The sequence below is a fragment of the Fodinibius sp. AD559 genome (assembly GCF_052712805.1).
On record NZ_JBQPVW010000001.1, the window covers coordinates 494,924 to 513,734 of the forward strand.

The window sequence follows — 18,811 nt, forward strand, 5'->3', positions numbered from 1 at the left end:
TCTTGATAAATTACTTTTTAGTTATTTATTGAAGGTCAGTTTTGCATATTATGATGACAATAAATAGTATTTGAGCTGTATGTATAAGACTAGTTAGGTTAACCAATAGCTTCATCAATGGAATTCTTAGATACTCCCAGAAAAAACGATTCATTTTTTCATATTTCTACTGCTCGTAAATGGTTTGAAAAAGGCCGGGAAGAGAATTTGCATACTCCTTTAATTTATGCAGCAATTGAATATCGACTCGCATGTGAAAGAGTTCTTTTTGAACTGTATTTATTTTTGAAAAATCCTTATGAATTTGATCGCGAAGAAGAAAAGAGAAATCTAAAAAGTACCAGTGGATTAATTTCAGCTATCCATAGAGTTTTTGATAACAAAGGTTTTTTAAAACTTGCTCAAATATTCAATCAATATTACGCCTTACTGCTAACAAAAGGTAAGGTTAGAATAGCAATTATAGATACAGGTAAGCTTCACAGCTACTGGGATCATCTCAGTGAACTCTGTCACATGCAAATTGAACCTAATCAAACTTGGGAATCAAAAAAATGGGTGGAAAATCATTATAAAAAAATTGAAGAAATTGATGACTATTTAGCAACAATTTTTAATGAAGACACAACAATTGGCTGGGTGCAACTAAATAGCATTCCTGATCAAATCTTGGAGATTCGACAAGACTTTATGGATTTAAATATTAAAGAAAAACCTATGAAGAGAAGGGTAAAAATAGCCTACAATACACTTCAAGGAATGGAAAAGTTAAAGAAATCAATAATAAGGTTAACTTAACCAGTCTTAAGCGGACGTGCCTCACCCTTTCCTTGTCTCCCTTCCATTAATTAGTTAATCTTTCGTTTTGTAATTAGTTCACACTGTAAAGGCCGGTTATGCGTAATGTGGTAATATATTTAAATAGAATATCCAACTATGAATCCAGAGTTAAGAGATTTTTGTAAGAAATGGATCGATAAAGCCAATAGTCAAAATGGTGATGACATATCTGTCCTTTTTGACAAATTCTTTTATCTATACCCAGTTTATAATAAACTTTATGTTGAAGCTTCACATGAACTAGATAACAGAGGAGAAATAAATCTTGATCCTGATGAGCCATTTCCAGATTCAACTGCAGCAACATCCAACGTCCTCAAATATTTAGGATGCAAAAATATCGAAGCAAGATTGGGAGAAAAAATAGATTTAGAAACTAAAGTTCAATCATTCGAAAATATAATTGCTCAGAACCTATTTAATATTTGTCTTAACCCAGCAACAGGAAATCCTGATGTTGATAAGGAGAATAGACTACTTGCTAAATTACGGGCGAATGGCTGCAATGATAAAATGAGTGGAGTTTTAGAATTTATTTACGAGGTCAGGTGTAATGTAATTCATGGCCGTAAAGGTTATGAAGTACATCAGGTTTTAGTTTTAGAACCAGTAGTTGAAGTATTAAATATATTGGTACTGACACTATTTGACGAGCTTACTTAGCAAATAAATATATTTAATTATGTCTGAAATTAGTGATCTATTTAAAAATATGATGTATGAAGTCGAGGGAGAGATAAGTGAGGATTTTAGCCCCAGAGTAACTGAAAACTATGTTGCTATAGATACTCGGTCTAATGAAAGAGAATTAAGATTAGTTAAGAAAGATCTTGAAAAAATTTACAGTAGAGAATTTCCCAAGAAAAGAGAATTGCAATTATATCCTGACTGTGGTTTTTCTTTCAACTTTTATGGTGAGTTTTTAATTGATGTACATCATCCCGATTTAATCCATTTAACATCTACGACAGATAGGCTTCCAACCGATCCACTCCAATTTAAAATTGATGATGTTTTAATAGAAGTTGGACCAGCAAGCGATTTATTTATATTCCTATTCCAGCCAAAATATCGTAATGGTGATATCTATCCTGATGGATTTTCAGAATTTGGCACTCTAAAAATATTAAATTGTCCCCAAAATGAGTTTAAAGATTATGTTACTAAGGGTTTGTACTATTTTAATTCATATTATTTGAAACGAACTAATATGGTTGCTCATATTGAACATTTCGTTTCAGTAGATGATGAGAATTACCATGAGTTCGAACGATTTAATTCCATGGATATTGATGAAGTAGTTGGAAGAACTAGAGTTCGCGCCAGGAATAATTTCCATGCTACAGAACCATTAGAGTTGTACAATTATGCAATTACTCAAAAAGGTGATGATCAATTTTTAGCATTCTATCGAATATTGGAATTCTTTTTCAATCGCTACAAAAAAAAGCGGTTAGAAGAACTACGTTTTGACAAAAATATCTCTGAGCAAAAAATAATTGAAGAGATTACGCTTATTAGGGAAGAACAGTATATAGTCAAAATGCTGAATTGGAGTCTAACGGACTCAATGCAAAAGAAACTATATGAATATGCATTTCATCATTCTTTGATTACCTCAAATAGTTTTAGTCAGCTTTGTTCTAAACTATATGAATTTAGAAATTCAATTGTTCATGCAAAAGAAAGTGAGCTCGATAAAACTCAAATTCCTGATCCTTTCCAACATAATTCGCAAACCCAAAACTGGATTTTTATCACAAAGTTTATTTCAGAACGTCTTATCAAAGACTTAAATGAGATAAATGTATAACCAGCGGATTAACGCGGACAGGCCTCGCCATCACCTTGTCTCACTTTCAATTATTAGTTAATCTTTTGTTTAAAACTAAATCGACATTCCGGGGTCTGCCGGTTATGCGAAGCGTCGTTATACGTATTTCAAAATATGAGCATAGATATATCAAAAATTGATCGATTTTTAGACTCAGTAAAAGAGGATGAAAGAGGCTTCTGTATAAAAAATGAATTTACACAAATACAATCTGTTATATTTTTTGATTTAGCTGACGGAAAGAAATCGGATTACAATCTAGAGTTAATCAATAAAAACATAAATTATATTATTACTGAATCTTGGAATATTCTAACCGTTATTTATAGAATTGAATGGACTAAAGAACAGCTTGAAAAAGGAAATATTAATGAAAGTCATTACACAAGTTTTTTAACAGTTGATATCAATTATTTTCATATTTGTTTGCGATCAATTTTTGATTATTTAGCCCAGATAGTTAGAGAATTATCAGAAAATAGTGGTCAAGTTTCTGAGTCATTTAATAAAATCCAAAATTGGTTAAATAAAAAAGGCAGCAATAAAGATAGACTTGGAAGAGAATTGGCCAATTTCGTTATGGACTGTGATTGGTTTAAAGATATAAGAGGCATTAGAGATGCTATAGTTCATCAAGGTAGTGAATCCCTCATTTTTGTAAATGAAGAAAAAATTCTATTCCAGGTAATTAATGGATTACAAAATCAATTATATGTTCCTGAAATAATGCAAGATGGGAAAACAGTAGATTTTAGGCTCTATGCAGGTATTTATATATCTTTTTTATTTGATTATTTAGAAGACCTTGCTGAATTAATTATTGAAACAATGGATCTCAAAATTAAACATAAAACAGCCCGAAATTATCATTATGGATTAAAAGTACTGGTTAAATGGGCCAAAGACGCTAAAAAATAATGGATATAACCCGCCTTTAAGTGGGACTGTAAGCTTGCCCATTTTGTTTTCTTTGCATCAAATAGTAACCTGAAAATTGAATAAATAACAGTAAGTACGCTGGTTATGCGCAGTGTCGTTATACCCAATTATTACTAAGAGAGACTAATCCTATTGCAAATATTTTATCGATGAGAAGACCTGAAGTACTTGTAAAAGAAAATTTATTAGTACCCATCAAGGCTACTCAAGAAAGAATAAATGAAATTAGAGAAGATCTTAAAAAAAGTAATAATCCTATCGGCTTGAATGGTCTTTTTTTAATGTTGGTCTCCTATGTAGAATCGATGAAAAAAGAGGTACTAGTTCATTATTTAAAGTATCATCCAGAAAAAATTGATAACAAAAAAAGAATAGAAATTGATAAAAGTACTCTATTTAAAAACGAGAATTTTAGTCTAACTCATAATATTGTAGAGGAATACATCAATAGAATAGCTTATTGGCGTTGTAAACAATTATTTTATGAAGCACTTGAAATCGAGAAACCAAACAACGGTCTAAATAGCCAAATCAAACAAATAAGAAATGCTCGAAATGAATTAGTTCACAAAAACTTAAGACCAAATTATAAGCACAAAGAAGTCTATAATTTAAATCATGTTAATTTAGAAGAACTTAATTCTTATTTGGATAAATATGATCAATATTTAAAGCATCTTATATCAGAAATCTCTGACAAATATTCTAATTACACTAAATTAAATGCTTTAAAAAATTTGTGGTATCACACTTTTCAAACTCCTCTTTGTAGCAATTTCGAGGACTATTGGTTTATAGATGAGGAAGAAGATTCAATAGTTGGTTACAAAAAACCAAGCCAAGTAAAAGGCTTGTCAAAAAGCGAAAAATTTTTACTTGATATGTGGAGAAGCCAAGTAAGTGAATACAAAGTAGATTTTTTGAACCTTGCATCATTAGACAAAAATACCCAATCAAAGCTGCATTTACTTTTGAAAATTTCTAATGATCTATTTTTATACTAGTTATCACTGAAAATTGGGTATAACCCGGTGTATTAGGCGGACAGGCCTCACCTATTCTTGCCAGCTTCTTATTAATTAGTTAACCTTTCATTTGTAAACAGTTTCAACACTCCTGCGCCTGCAGCTTAAACGCAAGGTCGTTATAAAGCTCAATTTTTATTTTATACATTGACGTTGGCAATAATTAAGAGAAATTACAGAGAGAAATGAAAAAAATTGATTTACATATTCACACAAAAGCATCTATTAGCGATTCTCATTTTGAGTTTAGTCTCGACAAGCTCAAGGAATATATTGAACAACTCGAAATTGACTGCATTGCAATAACCAACCATAACCTATTCGACCTAGATCAATTTAATACAATCAGTGATGCTTTAAATATAGTTGTATTACCTGGTATTGAAATTGATTTAGAAGATGGTCATATGTTGTTAATATCAGAAAATAATGATCTGGTTGAATTTTCAAGTAAATGCCAAAAAGTAAATGAACTTATTACGAGTAACACTGACTCAATCAGTGTTGAAAAATTAGAAGAAATATTTATCGATTTAAGTAAATACTTACTTATACCGCACTATGAAAAAAATCCTAATATTAGTGATGAGACAATAAATAAGCTCAATGAGTATATTTCTGCGGGAGAAGTTACAAGTGTTAAAAAATTCATAGCTTGTACCAAAAAGGATGAATCCCTAACACCAGTTCTTTTCAGTGATTCACGCTTTTATGAAAGTTTGGATTCATTTTCTCCTCGACAAACTTTTATTGCATTAGATGAAATTTCGTTAACTGGAATTAAGTCATGTTTTTTCGACAACAATAAAGTTTTCTTATCAAGAGAGAATGGAAACAAATCATTCCAAGCCACTGAAGATGGGTTAATGCTTTCTACTGGGTTAAATGTTGTGCTGGGTGAACGTTCTTCTGGAAAGACGTACACGCTTAACAAGATTGCGGCAGCTTTTGAAAACGTAAAATACATTAAACAATTCTCATTACTTCAGAATGATGAAGAAAAGTTTAAAGAACTAATAAGTATAAGGCAGAGTACAGTATCTGAAGAATATTTGAAAGAGTTCAAGAGGGTTGTAGAAGATGTTACAAAAATTGATTTGGAACAAAATGAAAGAGACGTAGAAAATTATCTTACTTCATTAGTAAAATTTGCAACAGAAACTGAAAAAGAGGATGTATTTTCAAAAACGAACTTGTTTAGCGAAAATCCTTTTTCTGAAAAAGATTTATCGAGTCTCAAAAACTTAATTGAAGCTGTAAAACTATTAATTGAAAATACTCAATATAGAACAGTAATTGATGAGCATATTACTACTGATTCACTGAAAGACTTAGTTTTAGATTTAATTAGCAGATATAACGATCTTGCTGAGATTAATCTAAAAAAGGATTTTTTAAATGAATTAATATCAAATATACAAAGCGAATTGCGCTTTAGAACAACGTCAACCTTTCCAGAAAACGTAGATTTCTATCGAGTCCTTATCGAAAAAGAAAAGATCAAAAAGTACAAACAAATTGTAAAAAGCATACAGACAGAAAAAAAGATATATAGTAAAGATATAAGGGGATTTAGAATTATAGCAAAATCAAAAAAATATACCGGTGCACAAGGGTTAAAAAATACGAGCAAAAGTATGAATTCCTTCACCCGTGCGTACAGCCTATATGAAGAACCCTATGATTTTTTACAAGAATTGAAACAAATAGAGATTCAAGCAACAGATTACTACAAATATTTCATCCAAATTGAATACGATACTTTGAATGAGCATGGCTTTTCAGTATCAGGTGGAGAGCGTTCTGAATTTAATTTACTTCATGAAATTAATGATGCTCTAAAACATGATATCTTACTTATAGATGAACCAGAGTCTTCTTTTGATAATATATTTTTAAAGCATAAAGTAAATGAATTACTAAAAGATATTTCAAAAAGTATTCCAGTAGTAATAGTTACACACAGTAGTACCGTTGGTGCTTCTATTAAGCCAGATCATATTGCATGCACAAAAAAGATAGTTGAAGACAACGATGTAATATATAAGGTTTACTATGGTCATCCATCTGATAAAAAACTTAAAAGTCCTGATGGAGATACCATAGATAATTTTGATGTAATGTTAGACTGTTTAGAGGCAGGAGAAAAAGCTTATAACAAAAGGAGAACTGAATCATATGAAATACTTAAAGATTGAAAATAATAAGGGTTATTATTTAAAGCCCACTGAAGAAGATCAGGAAGATTATTGGGAAGAAATAGATGAAATTGGTAAAGAAGATTTGATGAAACTGCTTAATAAGGCAATTTCATCAGAATTTGAAATGGATGATTACCAAGAAGAAAATTTAGCCCATAAGGCGCATCAAATAGTATATAAAAACATTTTTGAAAAATTCTCAGATCTTCTTGATAACAAGACCAGATTTAAAGATGAAAGTGAAAGTCTTTATAAAGAAGCTATCGAAAAGTATAGTACCTCTGATAGTTAGATCGCTTTATAATGCATTAACTTGGACTTCTAAATTCTTATCCTAAAGCTCAAGCCTAGGAATATAAACCCAAATAGTGGCTATACTTTAAGTGAAAACGATGTTTAATTTTTGAATTTAATACGAAGTCCATGGAATACGACAAAGAGAAAGTTGATGAGATAGTACTTGCCTTATTATGGCTAACAACTTTTGATGAAGGGTTTGGGACTAGAGCTTGGAAAGGACATAGCTGGGAACACCTGGACCGACTCTACGAAAAAGGATTTATTGGTGATCCCAAGTGTAAGGCTCAATCAGTTGTAGTAACGGAAGAAGGAGAAAAGCGTTCCAAAGAATTGTTTGACCAATATTTTGGGATGGGAAACGCTTAATAGCTATCAAACGTAGTAAAGAAGTTTGTTTTGATTAATCCCGTTTGGTTATTGCCTGTCTGATATAAAGCCCTTAATTTATGTGCGAACACACATAAATAGCTATGGCTGATCTTACAAATAAACAACAGCAGTTTTATAATACTTTGATCGGGTATGTCCGCAAGCACTTTCGTTGGCCCACCTATAGGGAGCTTGCTGACCGGCTTGGTTTTAGTTCGGAAAACAGCGTAACACAATACTACAATACGCTGGTAAGCAAGCAATTTCTTAAAAAGGATAGTCAGGGCAATTATACCTTCACCAATCCGACTGATGTTTGGATGGCAAGGGATGAAGATAGATCCACTAGATCAATACCTATTTTGGGAGAGATTACTGCGGGTACGATGGAAGAGGCTATAGAAGCTGATTTAGGAGAAATTACAATTGGTGATTTTTTTCCGAATGCCTCGAATGTATTTGGACTTCGAGTAAAGGGCGATAGTATGAAAGATTTAGGTATTTCTACTGGAGACAGAGTTATTCTTTCAAAAAAAGAGCTTAGAGATGGAGACGTCGGGGCGGTCATGTATAATGGAGAAACAACTTTAAAACGAGCTCATGTCAGAAAGAGTGGCGTTCGCCTGGAACCGGCCAATCCTGACCATGATGATATTATTATCGAGCCTGGGGAATTTGAAGAGGTTCGGGTGTTGGGTAAGTACTTGGGACATATCAGTGAAGATGGACTTGTGAAAGCTTCTTACAATTAGTCCAAGAGCATACCTGCTTCTTCATAGACCAGATACCAACCTACTTTTTTTGTGTCAAAGACAATATCCAAGTAGCGGTCGTCTTTGGTTTGCAGGGTGATATGGATCTGCTTGTGGCCGTGGCCAACTGGCTCTTCGTGGCACTTGCGAATTTGTTGAACGCGATGAACCTGTCCGTTTTGACGTTTGATGCGAATCGGTTGTAGGCGTTTCGTAATACCGTTTTGTTTATCGGCAAAAGAAGCCACTGTGGTAATAACAATCAGTGGTTCAGGCTCTTTACTGCTATTTGACTTATTTCCACTCATCAACTTCTTGGATTAGTTCTGATCCATTATTTCTGGTGGAGTTCACTTTTTGTGAAACCGGAAAGCGATGAATTGCTTCATCTGGATACGGTTCAAAAATGCCCCCATCATAATAGACCTTGGTATTTTCGTTATCGGAATCTAACCAAAAATCAAAATCCTCTTCGCTTAGGATGACCGGCATGCGACGTTTGGTATGGATCTCTCCAACAATATCGTTGCTTTCGGTCGTAATGATTGTAAACGAAGGGATCCGTTTAGAACCGTCCGACGATTCCCACTCATGATATAACCCTGCCAGTGGCATGATAGGTTTTTCGGCCATTTCAAACCCGTAGGGATACTTCTCTCCATTCGAGCGTTTCCATTCGTAGAATCCCGAAATGGGTACAATACATCGACTTTTCTTAAACGGGCCTTTGTAGGCAGCTGTCTCTGTAAGTTTTTCGGCTCTTGCGTTAAAATAAGGGTACTTAGGCTTGCCTTCCTTTTCATAGAAGGGAATAAGTCCCCAGCGAAATTCTTCAATAGAACGGGTCCCATTTCGTTGTAGCACAATTGGGTTTTGCGTGGTCGGGGCCAAGTTAAAGTTCGGCAGTATCTCGTCGATGTCGAAAGGAACTTCGAACATATCCTTACAGGCCTCCTGAAATTTAATATCTCTCCAATATCGTCCGCACATAACACTCCTGTTTGATTATTGTTGGCGACTTTGTAATATATGTGTAAACACACATATATAATATAGCTTCTTTTTACTGTCGCTGTCAATATGAATTTCCCTGATTATAATCATCTTCCTGAGTTGCCGGATCCCGGTCGCTACCAACTAAATAAGAACGTTCACAACATCACGCGCTACCAAACCATTGCAGCGGATATGCAACATCCGGGAAACTCCCTGCGCTTGTATGTGCACGTAGATATGAACGCTTTCTACGCACAAGTCGAACAACTGTGTTATAATCTGTACGGAATGCCGGTGGTGGGTGGATGGCGCAAGCCCGATGGAACGGTCAAAGGCATTGTGGCTACGAGTTCATACGAAGCCAGGGCATGGGGCGTGAAAACTGGTATGAGTGCCTTAGAGGCCTACAAGCTTTGTCCGCATGTGATCTTCAAGCAAGTGGACTACGAAAAGTACCGTGCATTCAGCAAGCGCATTAAAGACGTGTTGGATACCTTTTCCCCGGACGTAGAAGCCTACAGCATGGACGAGTATTTCCTGGATATTACGTGGAAGCTGGACGAATCCTATGAGCAATTGGTAGAATTCGCATGGGCCATGAAGGAAGCCATTTATGAGGAAACTAACCTGCGATGCAGCGTTGGAATTTCAACCTCTAAGACTTATTCAAAGCTGGCTTCGGATCTGGAGAAGCCGGACGGACTTACGGTGCTGACAGAAGAGGAAGAAATTAAAGACAAGATCTGGAGATTACCTGTTGATGAAGTATGGGGTATCGGTAAACGCCGGTATGCTAAGATCAAGGGGAGAGGTATCACTACCATTGGAGAAGCGATAAACAAGGGATATCCCTTGTTTCAGAAGTTATTTGGTAAATATTTTGGCAAAATGCTGTGGGAGACGGTGGCCGGAAAAGACCGGGCAATCGTAAGTGATAATACTGAATATATTCCGGAGCGAGTATCATACGGTCATACCTTTTCCACGTGGACCGATGACCCGTGGAAGGTGGCGGGTGAATTTGCCAAGGCGACGAAGCAGGTCTGCTACCGCCTAAGAGGATACGGTAAGAAATCGGATAAGTATTTTGGCAATGTCCGTTTTCAAGGGCAAGAGAAGGAAGGATTTTCGTTCACATTTCGTGCTCCGGGATTAACTAATTTAGATGGGTACGTACTCCGCAATTGTCTTCAAAAGGTGCTCCCGATGCTATTCTATTGCAAAGATCAGGGTAAGAAATTTCGAGCGATCATGTTGGGTACGACGGAACTGAATATGACTACCCAAGCTGAACTATTTTTTCAGGAAAATCCCAAGGTGCAGCGCATGTACCAAGCGATGGACTATATCAATAATCGGTTTGGGTTAGATACTATCGACCATGGCATTAGTCAATTTGATGTGAAAGGAAATACGCATTTTAAAGAGCGGTCGATTTAGTAGGCTAAAAAATTCTCCCTCTATAGAAAAAATGCGGAGTTTAATTTAAACTTTCGGAATTTAAAGACCCCAATCGAAGATTTGAAGTGTTCAGCTGGATATTGCCCAACACATCCACATTTAATAGTTACCAGTTCATCTAAACAATATTCCAGTTTTGGGCGGTGGACAAGCTACTGCTAAGACTACCAAACTCGTAGCTAGACAATGGATTCAGGCTATTTTTCAATTTGGGAAAAGCATTATTGTATTCTTGGTCGGTAAGCAAAGCTCCCAGCAGCGCACGTACCCGGGGAGGATATTGCAGGGCATAAGTAATCAGCTTATTTCTGTTGGTAGTACTCAGATCACTGATACGGCCTTGAAGTTGCCCGATAGCATTATCGATATTCAGGTCCGGGATTTTCTTAAAATCCTTTATGGCATCGAGTATCTCCAGTAAATGGATGTTCTCGTCAGTAGGATCCACATAGCTCTTAACTGATTTTATTTTCAGGTTATCGATCTCGGTATTGATCCTTTTTTTATTACAGGCAAGAGTAACGGTGCTGGGTACTTGCGTCGTAAGCCCTAGCCGGTTGTACAAAGACAAGCCGGTGATATAAGCGATACGATTGTCACCTTCGTACATATAAGGTTTGAGCAGCTGATCTTCATTAGGCTTTAAATCACCAAATGACGACTTCTTGGGATTGTAAAACAGACCTCTGGAAATCCTTTTTACGAGACCCTTGGATACCATCCGCTCGATGGCCTTGGTAGCAGCCCCGTACTCGCTGTTGTCTATACCGAGCTGGTCATATTTAAATGTCGTTCCTTCGTCAAAGGAAGAAACTTTCTCTTTTATTTTTTTGGCAGTACTCATCCTGCTATGTGTTATGGTGATGGCCTTTCAACAGCTTGCAGTAATAAAGCATTTAATCGTTAGGTATGTCAAGTTATTTACGTTTTTTGCTTGACATATTGAGAATATTAACATCTTCAGTTAATTGTTCAATGCTTATTGTAATAGGTTCACCTCATTTTCTTGAGGTGCAATTGTTAAATAGAATACTCCAAATATTACAAACGGATTGGTAGCCTTTCTTCTATTGATGAATTAAGATGGGAAAACTATCCTATATTGCATTCAACTTATCTCCGATATAGTGCTTCAAATCTTATTTCTTTTCTAAATAATTAATTTGTGGCAACCATAGTATTTGTCACCGGCTCCCAACTCTCGGCAATCTCCTTCAATGAATAATGTTGAGCCTTTTTTGGATTTACGATATAAAAATCATCCGAATCGTGGTAATATATCGTAACACCACCGCTTTGAGTCCGGAATAAACTCCACATAACATTACCGCCAGAATTGTATAATAAATTTTCCTTGGCATGTGGAAATTTTTCTTTCAATAATTTTTTATGCTTATTCATAATTATTGCTTTATTACCTTCAGATGGTATTTGTCAATTTGTAGTTAATTTTTTTTTCAATTCTTTCACCGTCAAAGGTGGAGTCTTCTTGTGAAGCATTGCATGACAATTAGGGCAAACGGGTACCAGATCTTTCTTTGGGTTGATAGTATATGAATCGTCAATCTCCGATAAAGGAATTTTATGATGAACATGAATATACCCTTCACCTATTTGACCATAGTACTCCTCAAAATCCATGGAACAAACTTTACAGCTTACTCCATGAATCTCTATACACGCTGCACGATTTAGACTACTTCTTTCATATCTTGTCATTTTAACTGAATAGGGAGTTCCCTCTTCTTCCATTGTAAATTCATGTTTATTCTCTTCTTCTATAGGTTCAAGAGGTAATAACGAAATGCAAAGGCCAAAGAAAGAAATTACCCAGGGAAGTACTTTTTCTATATCCTTGTCCGAATCTTGACCAAGCACTAGACCAACTTTTCGCATTGAAATTTGAATGGATTCCCAATCTTCTGGCCAATTTGTCGGATCATCTGGTGCAAATGCTTGTCCATTAACTTGAAAAGTTAAATTTACATTCTTTTCAGATAAAGAATCTGCAAATACTCTAAAAGCAGCACGTTGATCTTCATTTGCAGATTCCATCTGTTTCACCAGCTCTTTACCATAGGGACCTGGAAGGAAATCGATTTTAATACTCCTCCAACGTAATTCAGAAACTATCTTGAATCCAATAGTCCTTTCTATGTCAGAGGGAGTAATTATAATTTTCCTGTTTCCATAGAAACTCTCAAAACTGACAGAAACGTCTATGCCAAATCGCTCATTAAGAATTGAAGAAATCTCTCTTTCAGTGATCATACTTTTAATCTTCTAAAACTGGTTCTGGTAGATCTTCAACAAGTTTTCTGAGAATTCTTGAAACTTCAAATCTCAATTCTTCAAAATGATTTTTTGTTGCTTCATCTACAGTTCGGAGCTCAGCTTCTATCAGTGACCAGAGTAATGAATCCATACCTTGAATTGTAACCCCTGATGAATGATTTGGAACATAAACTTTGCTGTAATAGGGATGGCCGGTATTAATTAAAACTGCTCGATTTTGATCAATGAGTGCTGGCTTCCATAATAACCCATCATCAATGCCGTCAACTGCTTTTACAAATACTTGACCTGGTTTTACAGCAGATTCAATATTCAACTTAAGCCTGACCTTCCCAGACTTGTTGGTTATTTCAACATCATTCTCATCTTCATTAAGAATATCAATATCAGCTCCTTTCAGATCTTTCTCCTTGTTGGAAATATTTCTATTGGATTCTTCATGAGCATCCTCAGATTCCTCTTGGACCTTTTTCTTTTTACCAGTTCTGTACCTGTCTTCTGCAGCACTTCTTGGTGCGGGAATAAACTGCCTTTTCAAGAAATCATACAGTTCTTCCTTCAGGATTATTTGTGATTTTTTAATATCAACTTGGAAAGCCTCATCCAATTCATGGCCAAATGAGAATTCAATCCTAAGCAGTGAAAAGTGGGGTTCTTTAGTGTACATGTCCAGCCAATCTGCAGGATGTATCAGCCGATTCTCTCTATAAATATAAATGCCTTGATTATCGTTATTTATCTTTGCGGCTTTTGCAGCCTCATCAGTAGTGAAATTTTCTCTGCGAGGTAATACAAATGCTCTCACCCGAAATTCAGTTTCCTTTCCCTCATTTATCTCAACTGGAATGGTTTCATCAGCGACAATTTCAGTTTGTGGTTCAGATTCAATAAATGGATCCCAAGGTTCAATTGGTTTCCCATTTAAATTAATTTCAATAGTTCTTGCACGGTCATCGTCAGGATTCAAATATCGCTGATAAATCATTGCGGCATGTTCACGAAAACCGTCAATTATTTTTTGCAGTGCCTTTTGCTCATATTTACCTCCGGGGGTTGCGTACTCTTTCAATAATCTGTCAATATTATCCCATACAACAAGAGTCCCCGATGAATTAGATGCCGTTTTTTGAAGATATTCTTTTTCAAAATCAGTCACATTTTCAACCAATAATTCCCATTTCCCGACTTTTACAACATGGTCAAGATCCCATGTTGCTTTCAACGGCTCTACATCAGGTTCATGTCTTGTTATAACAGATAGCCTACGACAAAAGGCAGTTGAAGCTGTCTTTAAACCAAGGCCAAACTTTCCTAATCTTTTAGGATCATCGTCTCCTTTTTTAGAACCATATGTCATCCCATCCATTAAAATTTCCCTGTTCATTCCACAGCCATTGTCGGCGACCATAATTAACTTCTCTCCATCACCATCCATCTTGATATAAATGTCAATTTTCGTCGCCCCAGCATCCACCGAATTATCTACAATGTCTGCCAACGCTGTATCGAAGTCATAGCCGGTATCCCGTAATCCCTCCATTAATTTACTGGGATTTGGGGGTAGGTTTACTCTGTCCATAAATTCTTGATTTATTTTAAAATTAAATATTAACTACCTTCCAAGAACTTCCTAATTTCAGTTTCCCATTCTTGCCGGTATTAGTCTTATTCTCTTTTTCGAAATCAATAAAATAAAACCCATCATCATCTCGCTCTAAAATTAGTTCGTCACCTGCTTTTAAATTGTGTCTTCTCATAAACTTTGTCATTCCAGTAAGACGATATTCATTTCTGGTACCACCGAAAAACTTATTGTTGTAATAAATATAATTGAAACTCCATTTTTCACCCATTGGATCTGTAAAGGTAATAGAATGCCGTGGGTTTTTGGTATCTTTTGTCAAAGGAGGAAAAAAACTTAAAATCTCTTCCTGTTTGGGTATATGAGTTCCAGCTTGGTGTGCACCTGTTTCTCCAGTATCATTTTTAGTCAGTTCTTTGCTTATTGATTTCGTTCTTTCCATTGTAGATATACAAATTAGTTGTTATTCAGAATTGGAGATTTTTTCATCGACTTTCTAATATCCGCCAGATCTTCATCTCTTCCTTCAGTACCAATAATAGCTTCTTCAGAAAGTTCTCGCTTTCTTGATAGTCTTTCATTAATAACTTCCTCAACTGTATCAGGATGAAATAATCTGTGTACGGTAACAGGCCGAGTTTGACCCAATCTATGCACCCTGGCTGTAGCTTGATCTTCAACTGCTGGATTCCATTCAAGATTGTAGTGAATAACATGGTTAGCACTGGTTATATTTAAACCAGTGCCAGCAGCTCTTGGATTAAGTACCAATACTGCTGATCCATCTACTTCGCTGAAAGTATCTACTATTTTCTGCCTCTCTTCAACAGAAGTTCTACCGTCTATCTGATAACTGGGAATTCCAAAATATTGCGGTAAATATTTTGATATTAGATCAGACATATCGAGATATGATGTAAAAACGACACACTTTTCTGAGTTGGCCTGAAATTCATCCATCAATTCCTGCAGTCGTGAAAACTTGGTACTTGTAAATGCAGGATCACCGTCTATGTTATCATCCAGCAACATTGGGTGAGCACAAAATTGTCTGAGCTTAACAAGTGATACTAAACTTGCATTCTCTTCATATTCATTTTCGATCTCCTGTCTTATTTCCTCATACTTGCGACTGGCTTCATCAGAAAGTGGTATTGGTTGAGGAATTATTATCTTTTCAGGCAGACTATCAGCCACTTCAGATATAGTACGTCTCAGGATCAAGGGAGAAACAATCTGTTCAATTCTTTTCGCATCCTCAATCGAATCTTCAAAATTATCTTCAAAATATGTTCTGTCACCTAATAAACCTTCGAAACAAAAATCCATTATAGACCACAAATCGGTCAATGAGTTTTCTACAGGTGTACCAGTGACTGCTATAGAAACTTCTCTGTCCAGTTTTTTTAAAGTTGTAGCTCTTTGCGTCTCTGCATTTTTGATTGCCTGTGCCTCATCTATTATAAAAAAAGACCATCGAATCATATTTAACATTGAATAATCCCTTACTGCGGTATCGTAAGAGGTAATAATAATGTCATATTCCCTGATATAAGAGGGGAATCCTGTGCGATCGGATCCAATATGGATCAAGGTTCTGAGATTGGGAGCAAATTTTTTGATTTCTCTTCGCCAATTTTCCAGCAAAGTCGCAGGAGCTACAACCAATGATGGGGATTTTCTTTCCTCATCATTTAATAGAATTAATGCAATAATCTGAATAGTCTTTCCAAGTCCCATTTCATCTGCCAAAATACAACCTAATTGCTCATTGGCAATCATATTCAGCCAAGAAACACCAGTACGCTGATAGTCATAAAGTGTTGCTTGAAACCCTTTCTGATCAAGTTGGGCTGGGAGATCTATTTTATCATCGATAAAATCATCTTTATCGATTGTCTCATCTTCTGAAATAATTTCTAAGAAGTCCGGAGCTTCCTTGGCAATTTCAATGCATTTGGCGAAGGGAATTGGACCGGGAGAATTGACTCCAAAGTCTTCAAAAAAGGAGTGGACCTGACTTAGTTCAGATTTCAAAATTGGATACCATTCAGTCCCCAATATTAGCTGATCTGAAGTTGGAAGTTCGTTTAGATCGAACTTTTTGTCATCTATGACAGCTTTTAAAAGTACGTGCGGTTTTACTCTCTTGGATTCCGGTATTAAAAGCTTTACATCTAAAGATAATGGGAAACGGTGTAAGCTGATTGTCTCAAGGACCTTTGAAGGTTTTTGGGTAATATCAGTTCCATTAATTTTTTCTTTACCCTTGTATTCAACTCTGACGATATCCGATGAACTCACATCAATTAATTGATCCGAATCAGCATATACGATCTTATTATTATTTATTTGCCATTGTTTTTGATGTGATTCACTACTCATCTTAGTATATCCTTGTACATGTTTTATCGTTATTCAAAGAAATCCTCACATTAATTAGTAAACGTAATTATTTTAGGCCACAAAAAATAAATCCCAATAAATCGTTTATTACATTACCAGATTGAACTTAGTTAATATAAGTATCAAGGTCTGGATCAGAATTTTGTCTATTTTTAACTAATCCAAGAAAGCCATTCAGATTCATTAACCATCCTTTTTGATTATCAGTATAAGTATCAAAAAGGGTGGAGGGAACAACCAATTGAACTAATTTATTCTGCATTTGGCTTGTTTGATTTTCACTAATCGCGGGTTCCAGCGTTAGTAGATATGTTTTATCAATCCTTTCAGCTTCGGGCATAACCTGTCGCCATCGATCTTTACAGGTAGTCTTAGCTCCAAGAATTGTTAATCGATTTTGGGGGAAAGCGGGCAATCTGTAATATTGTATTCCCGGAAATAGGAAATCTGGTTTGTTGTTGTTTTCTGTAACCTCTTCTCTTGAATAATTGAGTCTGTTTTCGACCAATAATTGTTCTAAATGATTTTCAAGTGCTAAACCTGCTCTTGCCTTTCTTCTATTCTGAACACTCAATGAATAGGATAAAAACTGATCTACATCTCCACCAAAACCTTGGCTTAATTTTTCTGAAACGATATGTCTTTCGAGAATTCTAAAATTTTTCCATTCCCTGTCGAACCAAGAAGATAGAGCAAGATCAGGATTTTCTACTGGATTTATATCTGGCAACATAGAACGAGCAAATTCAGAAAAAACTCTTGTAGAGGGAAAACTTGTTCCAAATTCATCCAGTAATTGTCCTAAAACAACATCATCCTGTTCCTCAACTTCAATATTCAACTCATTAAGTAAGAACTGACCAGCAGTTGAAATTTCAATATCTTCATCAAATAAATTTCTTGTGGTCAACCTTTTCCCCGATTTGGAAAACCCAAAAAGCCATAACAATTGTTTTTCAGCCGTTGAGCCTTGTGGAGTGATTACCATCAGAAATGAGCTGTCTCTTTTGACACCAATAAACAAGGTATCCCCAGCTCTGGCTTTTCTTATCACAGTATTTTCCGGGTAGTACAACCGATATTCTGGACTTCTCTCTGGTTTATTTCTACGGCTGTCATAGTAGGACAAGCGCAGACTATCGCTAACTGTCTTGTCCTGACTTTCATCAAGATAGATCAATTCTGTATTATAATGCCAAGTATCTCCATTTTCAGGAGTACCAAGAATATTCCTCAAACGCTTGTTGGTTCCTAACTCATGTTGATTTGAACTCCCTGGATCAACTTCAACTTCACTCAGTTTTTTTACAGAAACACCGGAAAAATGCTCTGATAGTACACCAAAACTCATTCAGCAATACCTTTAATTTCTAATTTATATTTTTCTGAATGTAACCACTTTTCAACTCTTTCCAACAAAGACTCAAGATTCCAACTATTCTTACCTTTTAAGGCACATTCCCAGATGGTTAAAACTCTCCATCCTTTATCCAAAAGTTTTTCCTCATTTTTTTCATCTCTTTTCTTATTTCCTATAATTTTTTCTCTCCAAAAATCCTCTCTAGTTTTAGGCCATTTAAAAAGATGACAATCGTGTCCATGCCAAAAGCATCCATGGACAAAGATAAGTGCATTATATTTGGTCAGCTTAATATCCGGTTTTCCTGGTAAGTTTTTATCGTGCAAACGATATCTATAACCCAGTGAATGTAGAGCTTTCCGGATTTTTATTTCAGGTTTGGTATCTATCCCCTGAATCTTGGACATTACTTGGCTTCGTTTTTCAGGAGAAAATACATCGGTCATCTGCG

The 18,811-nt window shown here is 35.6% G+C and carries 20 protein-coding genes; 10 read left to right on the top strand and 10 right to left on the bottom strand.

Annotated features, from left to right (window positions below; genetic code table 11):
• Window positions 1-117: 117 nt before the first annotated feature.
• The 9 genes from ACQ4LT_RS02370 to ACQ4LT_RS02410 all read left to right on the top strand — a co-directional run bounded on the left by ACQ4LT_RS02370 (window position 118) and on the right by ACQ4LT_RS02410 (window position 8,260).
• On the top strand, window positions 118-798 hold the full coding sequence (locus tag ACQ4LT_RS02370) for a hypothetical protein (RefSeq protein ID WP_445664398.1): 681 nt from the start codon (window positions 118-120) through the stop codon (window positions 796-798).
• 138 nt (window positions 799-936) lie between these two features.
• Window positions 937-1,503 (top strand): hypothetical protein, encoded by a 567-nt coding sequence (locus ACQ4LT_RS02375; protein WP_445664399.1) that lies wholly within the window; start codon window positions 937-939, stop codon window positions 1,501-1,503.
• 19 nt (window positions 1,504-1,522) lie between these two features.
• Window positions 1,523-2,653 carry a hypothetical protein gene (locus ACQ4LT_RS02380; protein ID WP_445664400.1) on the top strand — a complete coding sequence of 377 codons (1,131 nt, stop codon included), beginning with the start codon at window positions 1,523-1,525 and terminating at the stop codon, window positions 2,651-2,653.
• A 135-nt stretch (window positions 2,654-2,788) separates the two neighbouring features.
• Window positions 2,789-3,592 (top strand): hypothetical protein, encoded by an 804-nt coding sequence (locus ACQ4LT_RS02385; RefSeq protein WP_445664401.1) that lies wholly within the window; start codon window positions 2,789-2,791, stop codon window positions 3,590-3,592.
• 170 nt (window positions 3,593-3,762) lie between these two features.
• Window positions 3,763-4,617, top strand: coding sequence for a hypothetical protein (locus ACQ4LT_RS02390; protein ID WP_445664402.1), 855 nt, complete (start codon window positions 3,763-3,765; stop codon window positions 4,615-4,617).
• 206 nt (window positions 4,618-4,823) lie between these two features.
• Entirely contained in the window at window positions 4,824-6,836 is a 2,013-nt protein-coding gene (locus ACQ4LT_RS02395) for a PHP domain-containing protein (RefSeq protein WP_445664403.1), read from the top strand.
• Window positions 6,817-7,131 (top strand): hypothetical protein, encoded by a 315-nt coding sequence (locus ACQ4LT_RS02400; protein WP_445664404.1) that lies wholly within the window; start codon window positions 6,817-6,819, stop codon window positions 7,129-7,131. Before ACQ4LT_RS02395 ends, ACQ4LT_RS02400 begins: the two co-directional genes overlap by 20 nt.
• Before the next feature lie 131 nt (window positions 7,132-7,262).
• Complete coding sequence (locus tag ACQ4LT_RS02405; protein ID WP_445664405.1) at window positions 7,263-7,505, top strand: DUF6429 family protein; 243 nt, start codon at window positions 7,263-7,265, stop codon at window positions 7,503-7,505.
• A 104-nt stretch (window positions 7,506-7,609) separates the two neighbouring features.
• Window positions 7,610-8,260 (top strand): LexA family protein, encoded by a 651-nt coding sequence (locus tag ACQ4LT_RS02410; RefSeq protein ID WP_445664406.1) that lies wholly within the window; start codon window positions 7,610-7,612, stop codon window positions 8,258-8,260.
• Here the strand turns inward: ACQ4LT_RS02410 and ACQ4LT_RS02415 are convergent.
• Together ACQ4LT_RS02415 and ACQ4LT_RS02420 are read right to left on the bottom strand one after the other, a co-directional pair.
• The gene (locus ACQ4LT_RS02415) at window positions 8,257-8,568 is read right to left on the bottom strand and encodes a hypothetical protein (RefSeq protein WP_445664407.1); all 312 of its coding nucleotides are present in this window, start codon (window positions 8,566-8,568) and stop codon (window positions 8,257-8,259) included. The two genes, ACQ4LT_RS02410 and ACQ4LT_RS02415, sit on opposite strands and share 4 nt — an antisense overlap.
• The gene (locus tag ACQ4LT_RS02420) at window positions 8,555-9,250 is read right to left on the bottom strand and encodes an SOS response-associated peptidase (protein ID WP_445664408.1); all 696 of its coding nucleotides are present in this window, start codon (window positions 9,248-9,250) and stop codon (window positions 8,555-8,557) included. Before ACQ4LT_RS02420 ends, ACQ4LT_RS02415 begins: the two co-directional genes overlap by 14 nt.
• A gap of 90 nt (window positions 9,251-9,340) precedes the next feature.
• Here ACQ4LT_RS02420 and ACQ4LT_RS02425 point away from each other — a divergent pair, with 90 nt between their 5' ends.
• On the top strand, window positions 9,341-10,696 hold the full coding sequence (locus ACQ4LT_RS02425) for a Y-family DNA polymerase (protein WP_445664409.1): 1,356 nt from the start codon (window positions 9,341-9,343) through the stop codon (window positions 10,694-10,696).
• A gap of 139 nt (window positions 10,697-10,835) precedes the next feature.
• On the opposite strand, the gene ACQ4LT_RS02430 is transcribed toward ACQ4LT_RS02425, so the two are convergent.
• From ACQ4LT_RS02430 to ACQ4LT_RS02465, 8 genes are all read right to left on the bottom strand, one after another.
• On the bottom strand, window positions 10,836-11,561 hold the full coding sequence (locus ACQ4LT_RS02430) for a type IV toxin-antitoxin system AbiEi family antitoxin domain-containing protein (protein ID WP_445664410.1): 726 nt from the start codon (window positions 11,559-11,561) through the stop codon (window positions 10,836-10,838).
• 314 nt (window positions 11,562-11,875) lie between these two features.
• The gene (locus ACQ4LT_RS02435) at window positions 11,876-12,118 is read right to left on the bottom strand and encodes a hypothetical protein (RefSeq protein ID WP_445664411.1); all 243 of its coding nucleotides are present in this window, start codon (window positions 12,116-12,118) and stop codon (window positions 11,876-11,878) included.
• Between the two features lie 33 nt (window positions 12,119-12,151).
• Window positions 12,152-12,988: an HNH endonuclease gene (locus ACQ4LT_RS02440; protein ID WP_445664412.1), complete on the bottom strand. Its 837-nt coding sequence runs from the start codon at window positions 12,986-12,988 to the stop codon at window positions 12,152-12,154.
• Between the two features lie 4 nt (window positions 12,989-12,992).
• Entirely contained in the window at window positions 12,993-14,591 is a 1,599-nt protein-coding gene (locus tag ACQ4LT_RS02445; protein WP_445664413.1) for an ATP-binding protein, read from the bottom strand.
• Window positions 14,592-14,613: 22 nt separating this feature from the next.
• Window positions 14,614-15,036 (bottom strand): EcoRII N-terminal effector-binding domain-containing protein, encoded by a 423-nt coding sequence (locus ACQ4LT_RS02450; protein WP_445664414.1) that lies wholly within the window; start codon window positions 15,034-15,036, stop codon window positions 14,614-14,616.
• Window positions 15,037-15,050: 14 nt separating this feature from the next.
• Window positions 15,051-16,979 carry a DEAD/DEAH box helicase gene (locus ACQ4LT_RS02455; protein ID WP_445664415.1) on the bottom strand — a complete coding sequence of 643 codons (1,929 nt, stop codon included), beginning with the start codon at window positions 16,977-16,979 and terminating at the stop codon, window positions 15,051-15,053.
• A 127-nt stretch (window positions 16,980-17,106) separates the two neighbouring features.
• Complete coding sequence (locus ACQ4LT_RS02460; RefSeq protein ID WP_445664416.1) at window positions 17,107-18,351, bottom strand: type II restriction endonuclease; 1,245 nt, start codon at window positions 18,349-18,351, stop codon at window positions 17,107-17,109.
• The gene (locus ACQ4LT_RS02465; RefSeq protein ID WP_445664417.1) at window positions 18,348-18,806 is read right to left on the bottom strand and encodes a very short patch repair endonuclease; all 459 of its coding nucleotides are present in this window, start codon (window positions 18,804-18,806) and stop codon (window positions 18,348-18,350) included. Before ACQ4LT_RS02465 ends, ACQ4LT_RS02460 begins: the two co-directional genes overlap by 4 nt.
• Window positions 18,807-18,811 lie beyond the last annotated feature (5 nt).

Coding starts and splice junctions, on each gene's coding strand:
- ACQ4LT_RS02395 (WP_445664403.1), top strand. CDS start 4,824: ATGAAAAAAATTGATTTACATATTCACACAAAAGCATCTATTAGCGAT.
- ACQ4LT_RS02425 (WP_445664409.1), top strand. CDS start 9,341: ATGAATTTCCCTGATTATAATCATCTTCCTGAGTTGCCGGATCCCGGT.
- ACQ4LT_RS02385 (WP_445664401.1), top strand. CDS start 2,789: ATGAGCATAGATATATCAAAAATTGATCGATTTTTAGACTCAGTAAAA.
- ACQ4LT_RS02435 (WP_445664411.1), bottom strand. CDS start 12,118: ATGAATAAGCATAAAAAATTATTGAAAGAAAAATTTCCACATGCCAAG.
- ACQ4LT_RS02400 (WP_445664404.1), top strand. CDS start 6,817: ATGAAATACTTAAAGATTGAAAATAATAAGGGTTATTATTTAAAGCCC.
- ACQ4LT_RS02375 (WP_445664399.1), top strand. CDS start 937: ATGAATCCAGAGTTAAGAGATTTTTGTAAGAAATGGATCGATAAAGCC.
- ACQ4LT_RS02370 (WP_445664398.1), top strand. CDS start 118: ATGGAATTCTTAGATACTCCCAGAAAAAACGATTCATTTTTTCATATT.
- ACQ4LT_RS02380 (WP_445664400.1), top strand. CDS start 1,523: ATGTCTGAAATTAGTGATCTATTTAAAAATATGATGTATGAAGTCGAG.
- ACQ4LT_RS02420 (WP_445664408.1), bottom strand. CDS start 9,250: ATGTGCGGACGATATTGGAGAGATATTAAATTTCAGGAGGCCTGTAAG.
- ACQ4LT_RS02410 (WP_445664406.1), top strand. CDS start 7,610: ATGGCTGATCTTACAAATAAACAACAGCAGTTTTATAATACTTTGATC.
- ACQ4LT_RS02450 (WP_445664414.1), bottom strand. CDS start 15,036: ATGGAAAGAACGAAATCAATAAGCAAAGAACTGACTAAAAATGATACT.
- ACQ4LT_RS02455 (WP_445664415.1), bottom strand. CDS start 16,979: ATGAGTAGTGAATCACATCAAAAACAATGGCAAATAAATAATAATAAG.
- ACQ4LT_RS02460 (WP_445664416.1), bottom strand. CDS start 18,351: ATGAGTTTTGGTGTACTATCAGAGCATTTTTCCGGTGTTTCTGTAAAA.
- ACQ4LT_RS02445 (WP_445664413.1), bottom strand. CDS start 14,591: ATGGACAGAGTAAACCTACCCCCAAATCCCAGTAAATTAATGGAGGGA.
- ACQ4LT_RS02405 (WP_445664405.1), top strand. CDS start 7,263: ATGGAATACGACAAAGAGAAAGTTGATGAGATAGTACTTGCCTTATTA.
- ACQ4LT_RS02465 (WP_445664417.1), bottom strand. CDS start 18,806: ATGACCGATGTATTTTCTCCTGAAAAACGAAGCCAAGTAATGTCCAAG.
- ACQ4LT_RS02390 (WP_445664402.1), top strand. CDS start 3,763: ATGAGAAGACCTGAAGTACTTGTAAAAGAAAATTTATTAGTACCCATC.
- ACQ4LT_RS02440 (WP_445664412.1), bottom strand. CDS start 12,988: ATGATCACTGAAAGAGAGATTTCTTCAATTCTTAATGAGCGATTTGGC.
- ACQ4LT_RS02430 (WP_445664410.1), bottom strand. CDS start 11,561: ATGAGTACTGCCAAAAAAATAAAAGAGAAAGTTTCTTCCTTTGACGAA.
- ACQ4LT_RS02415 (WP_445664407.1), bottom strand. CDS start 8,568: ATGAGTGGAAATAAGTCAAATAGCAGTAAAGAGCCTGAACCACTGATT.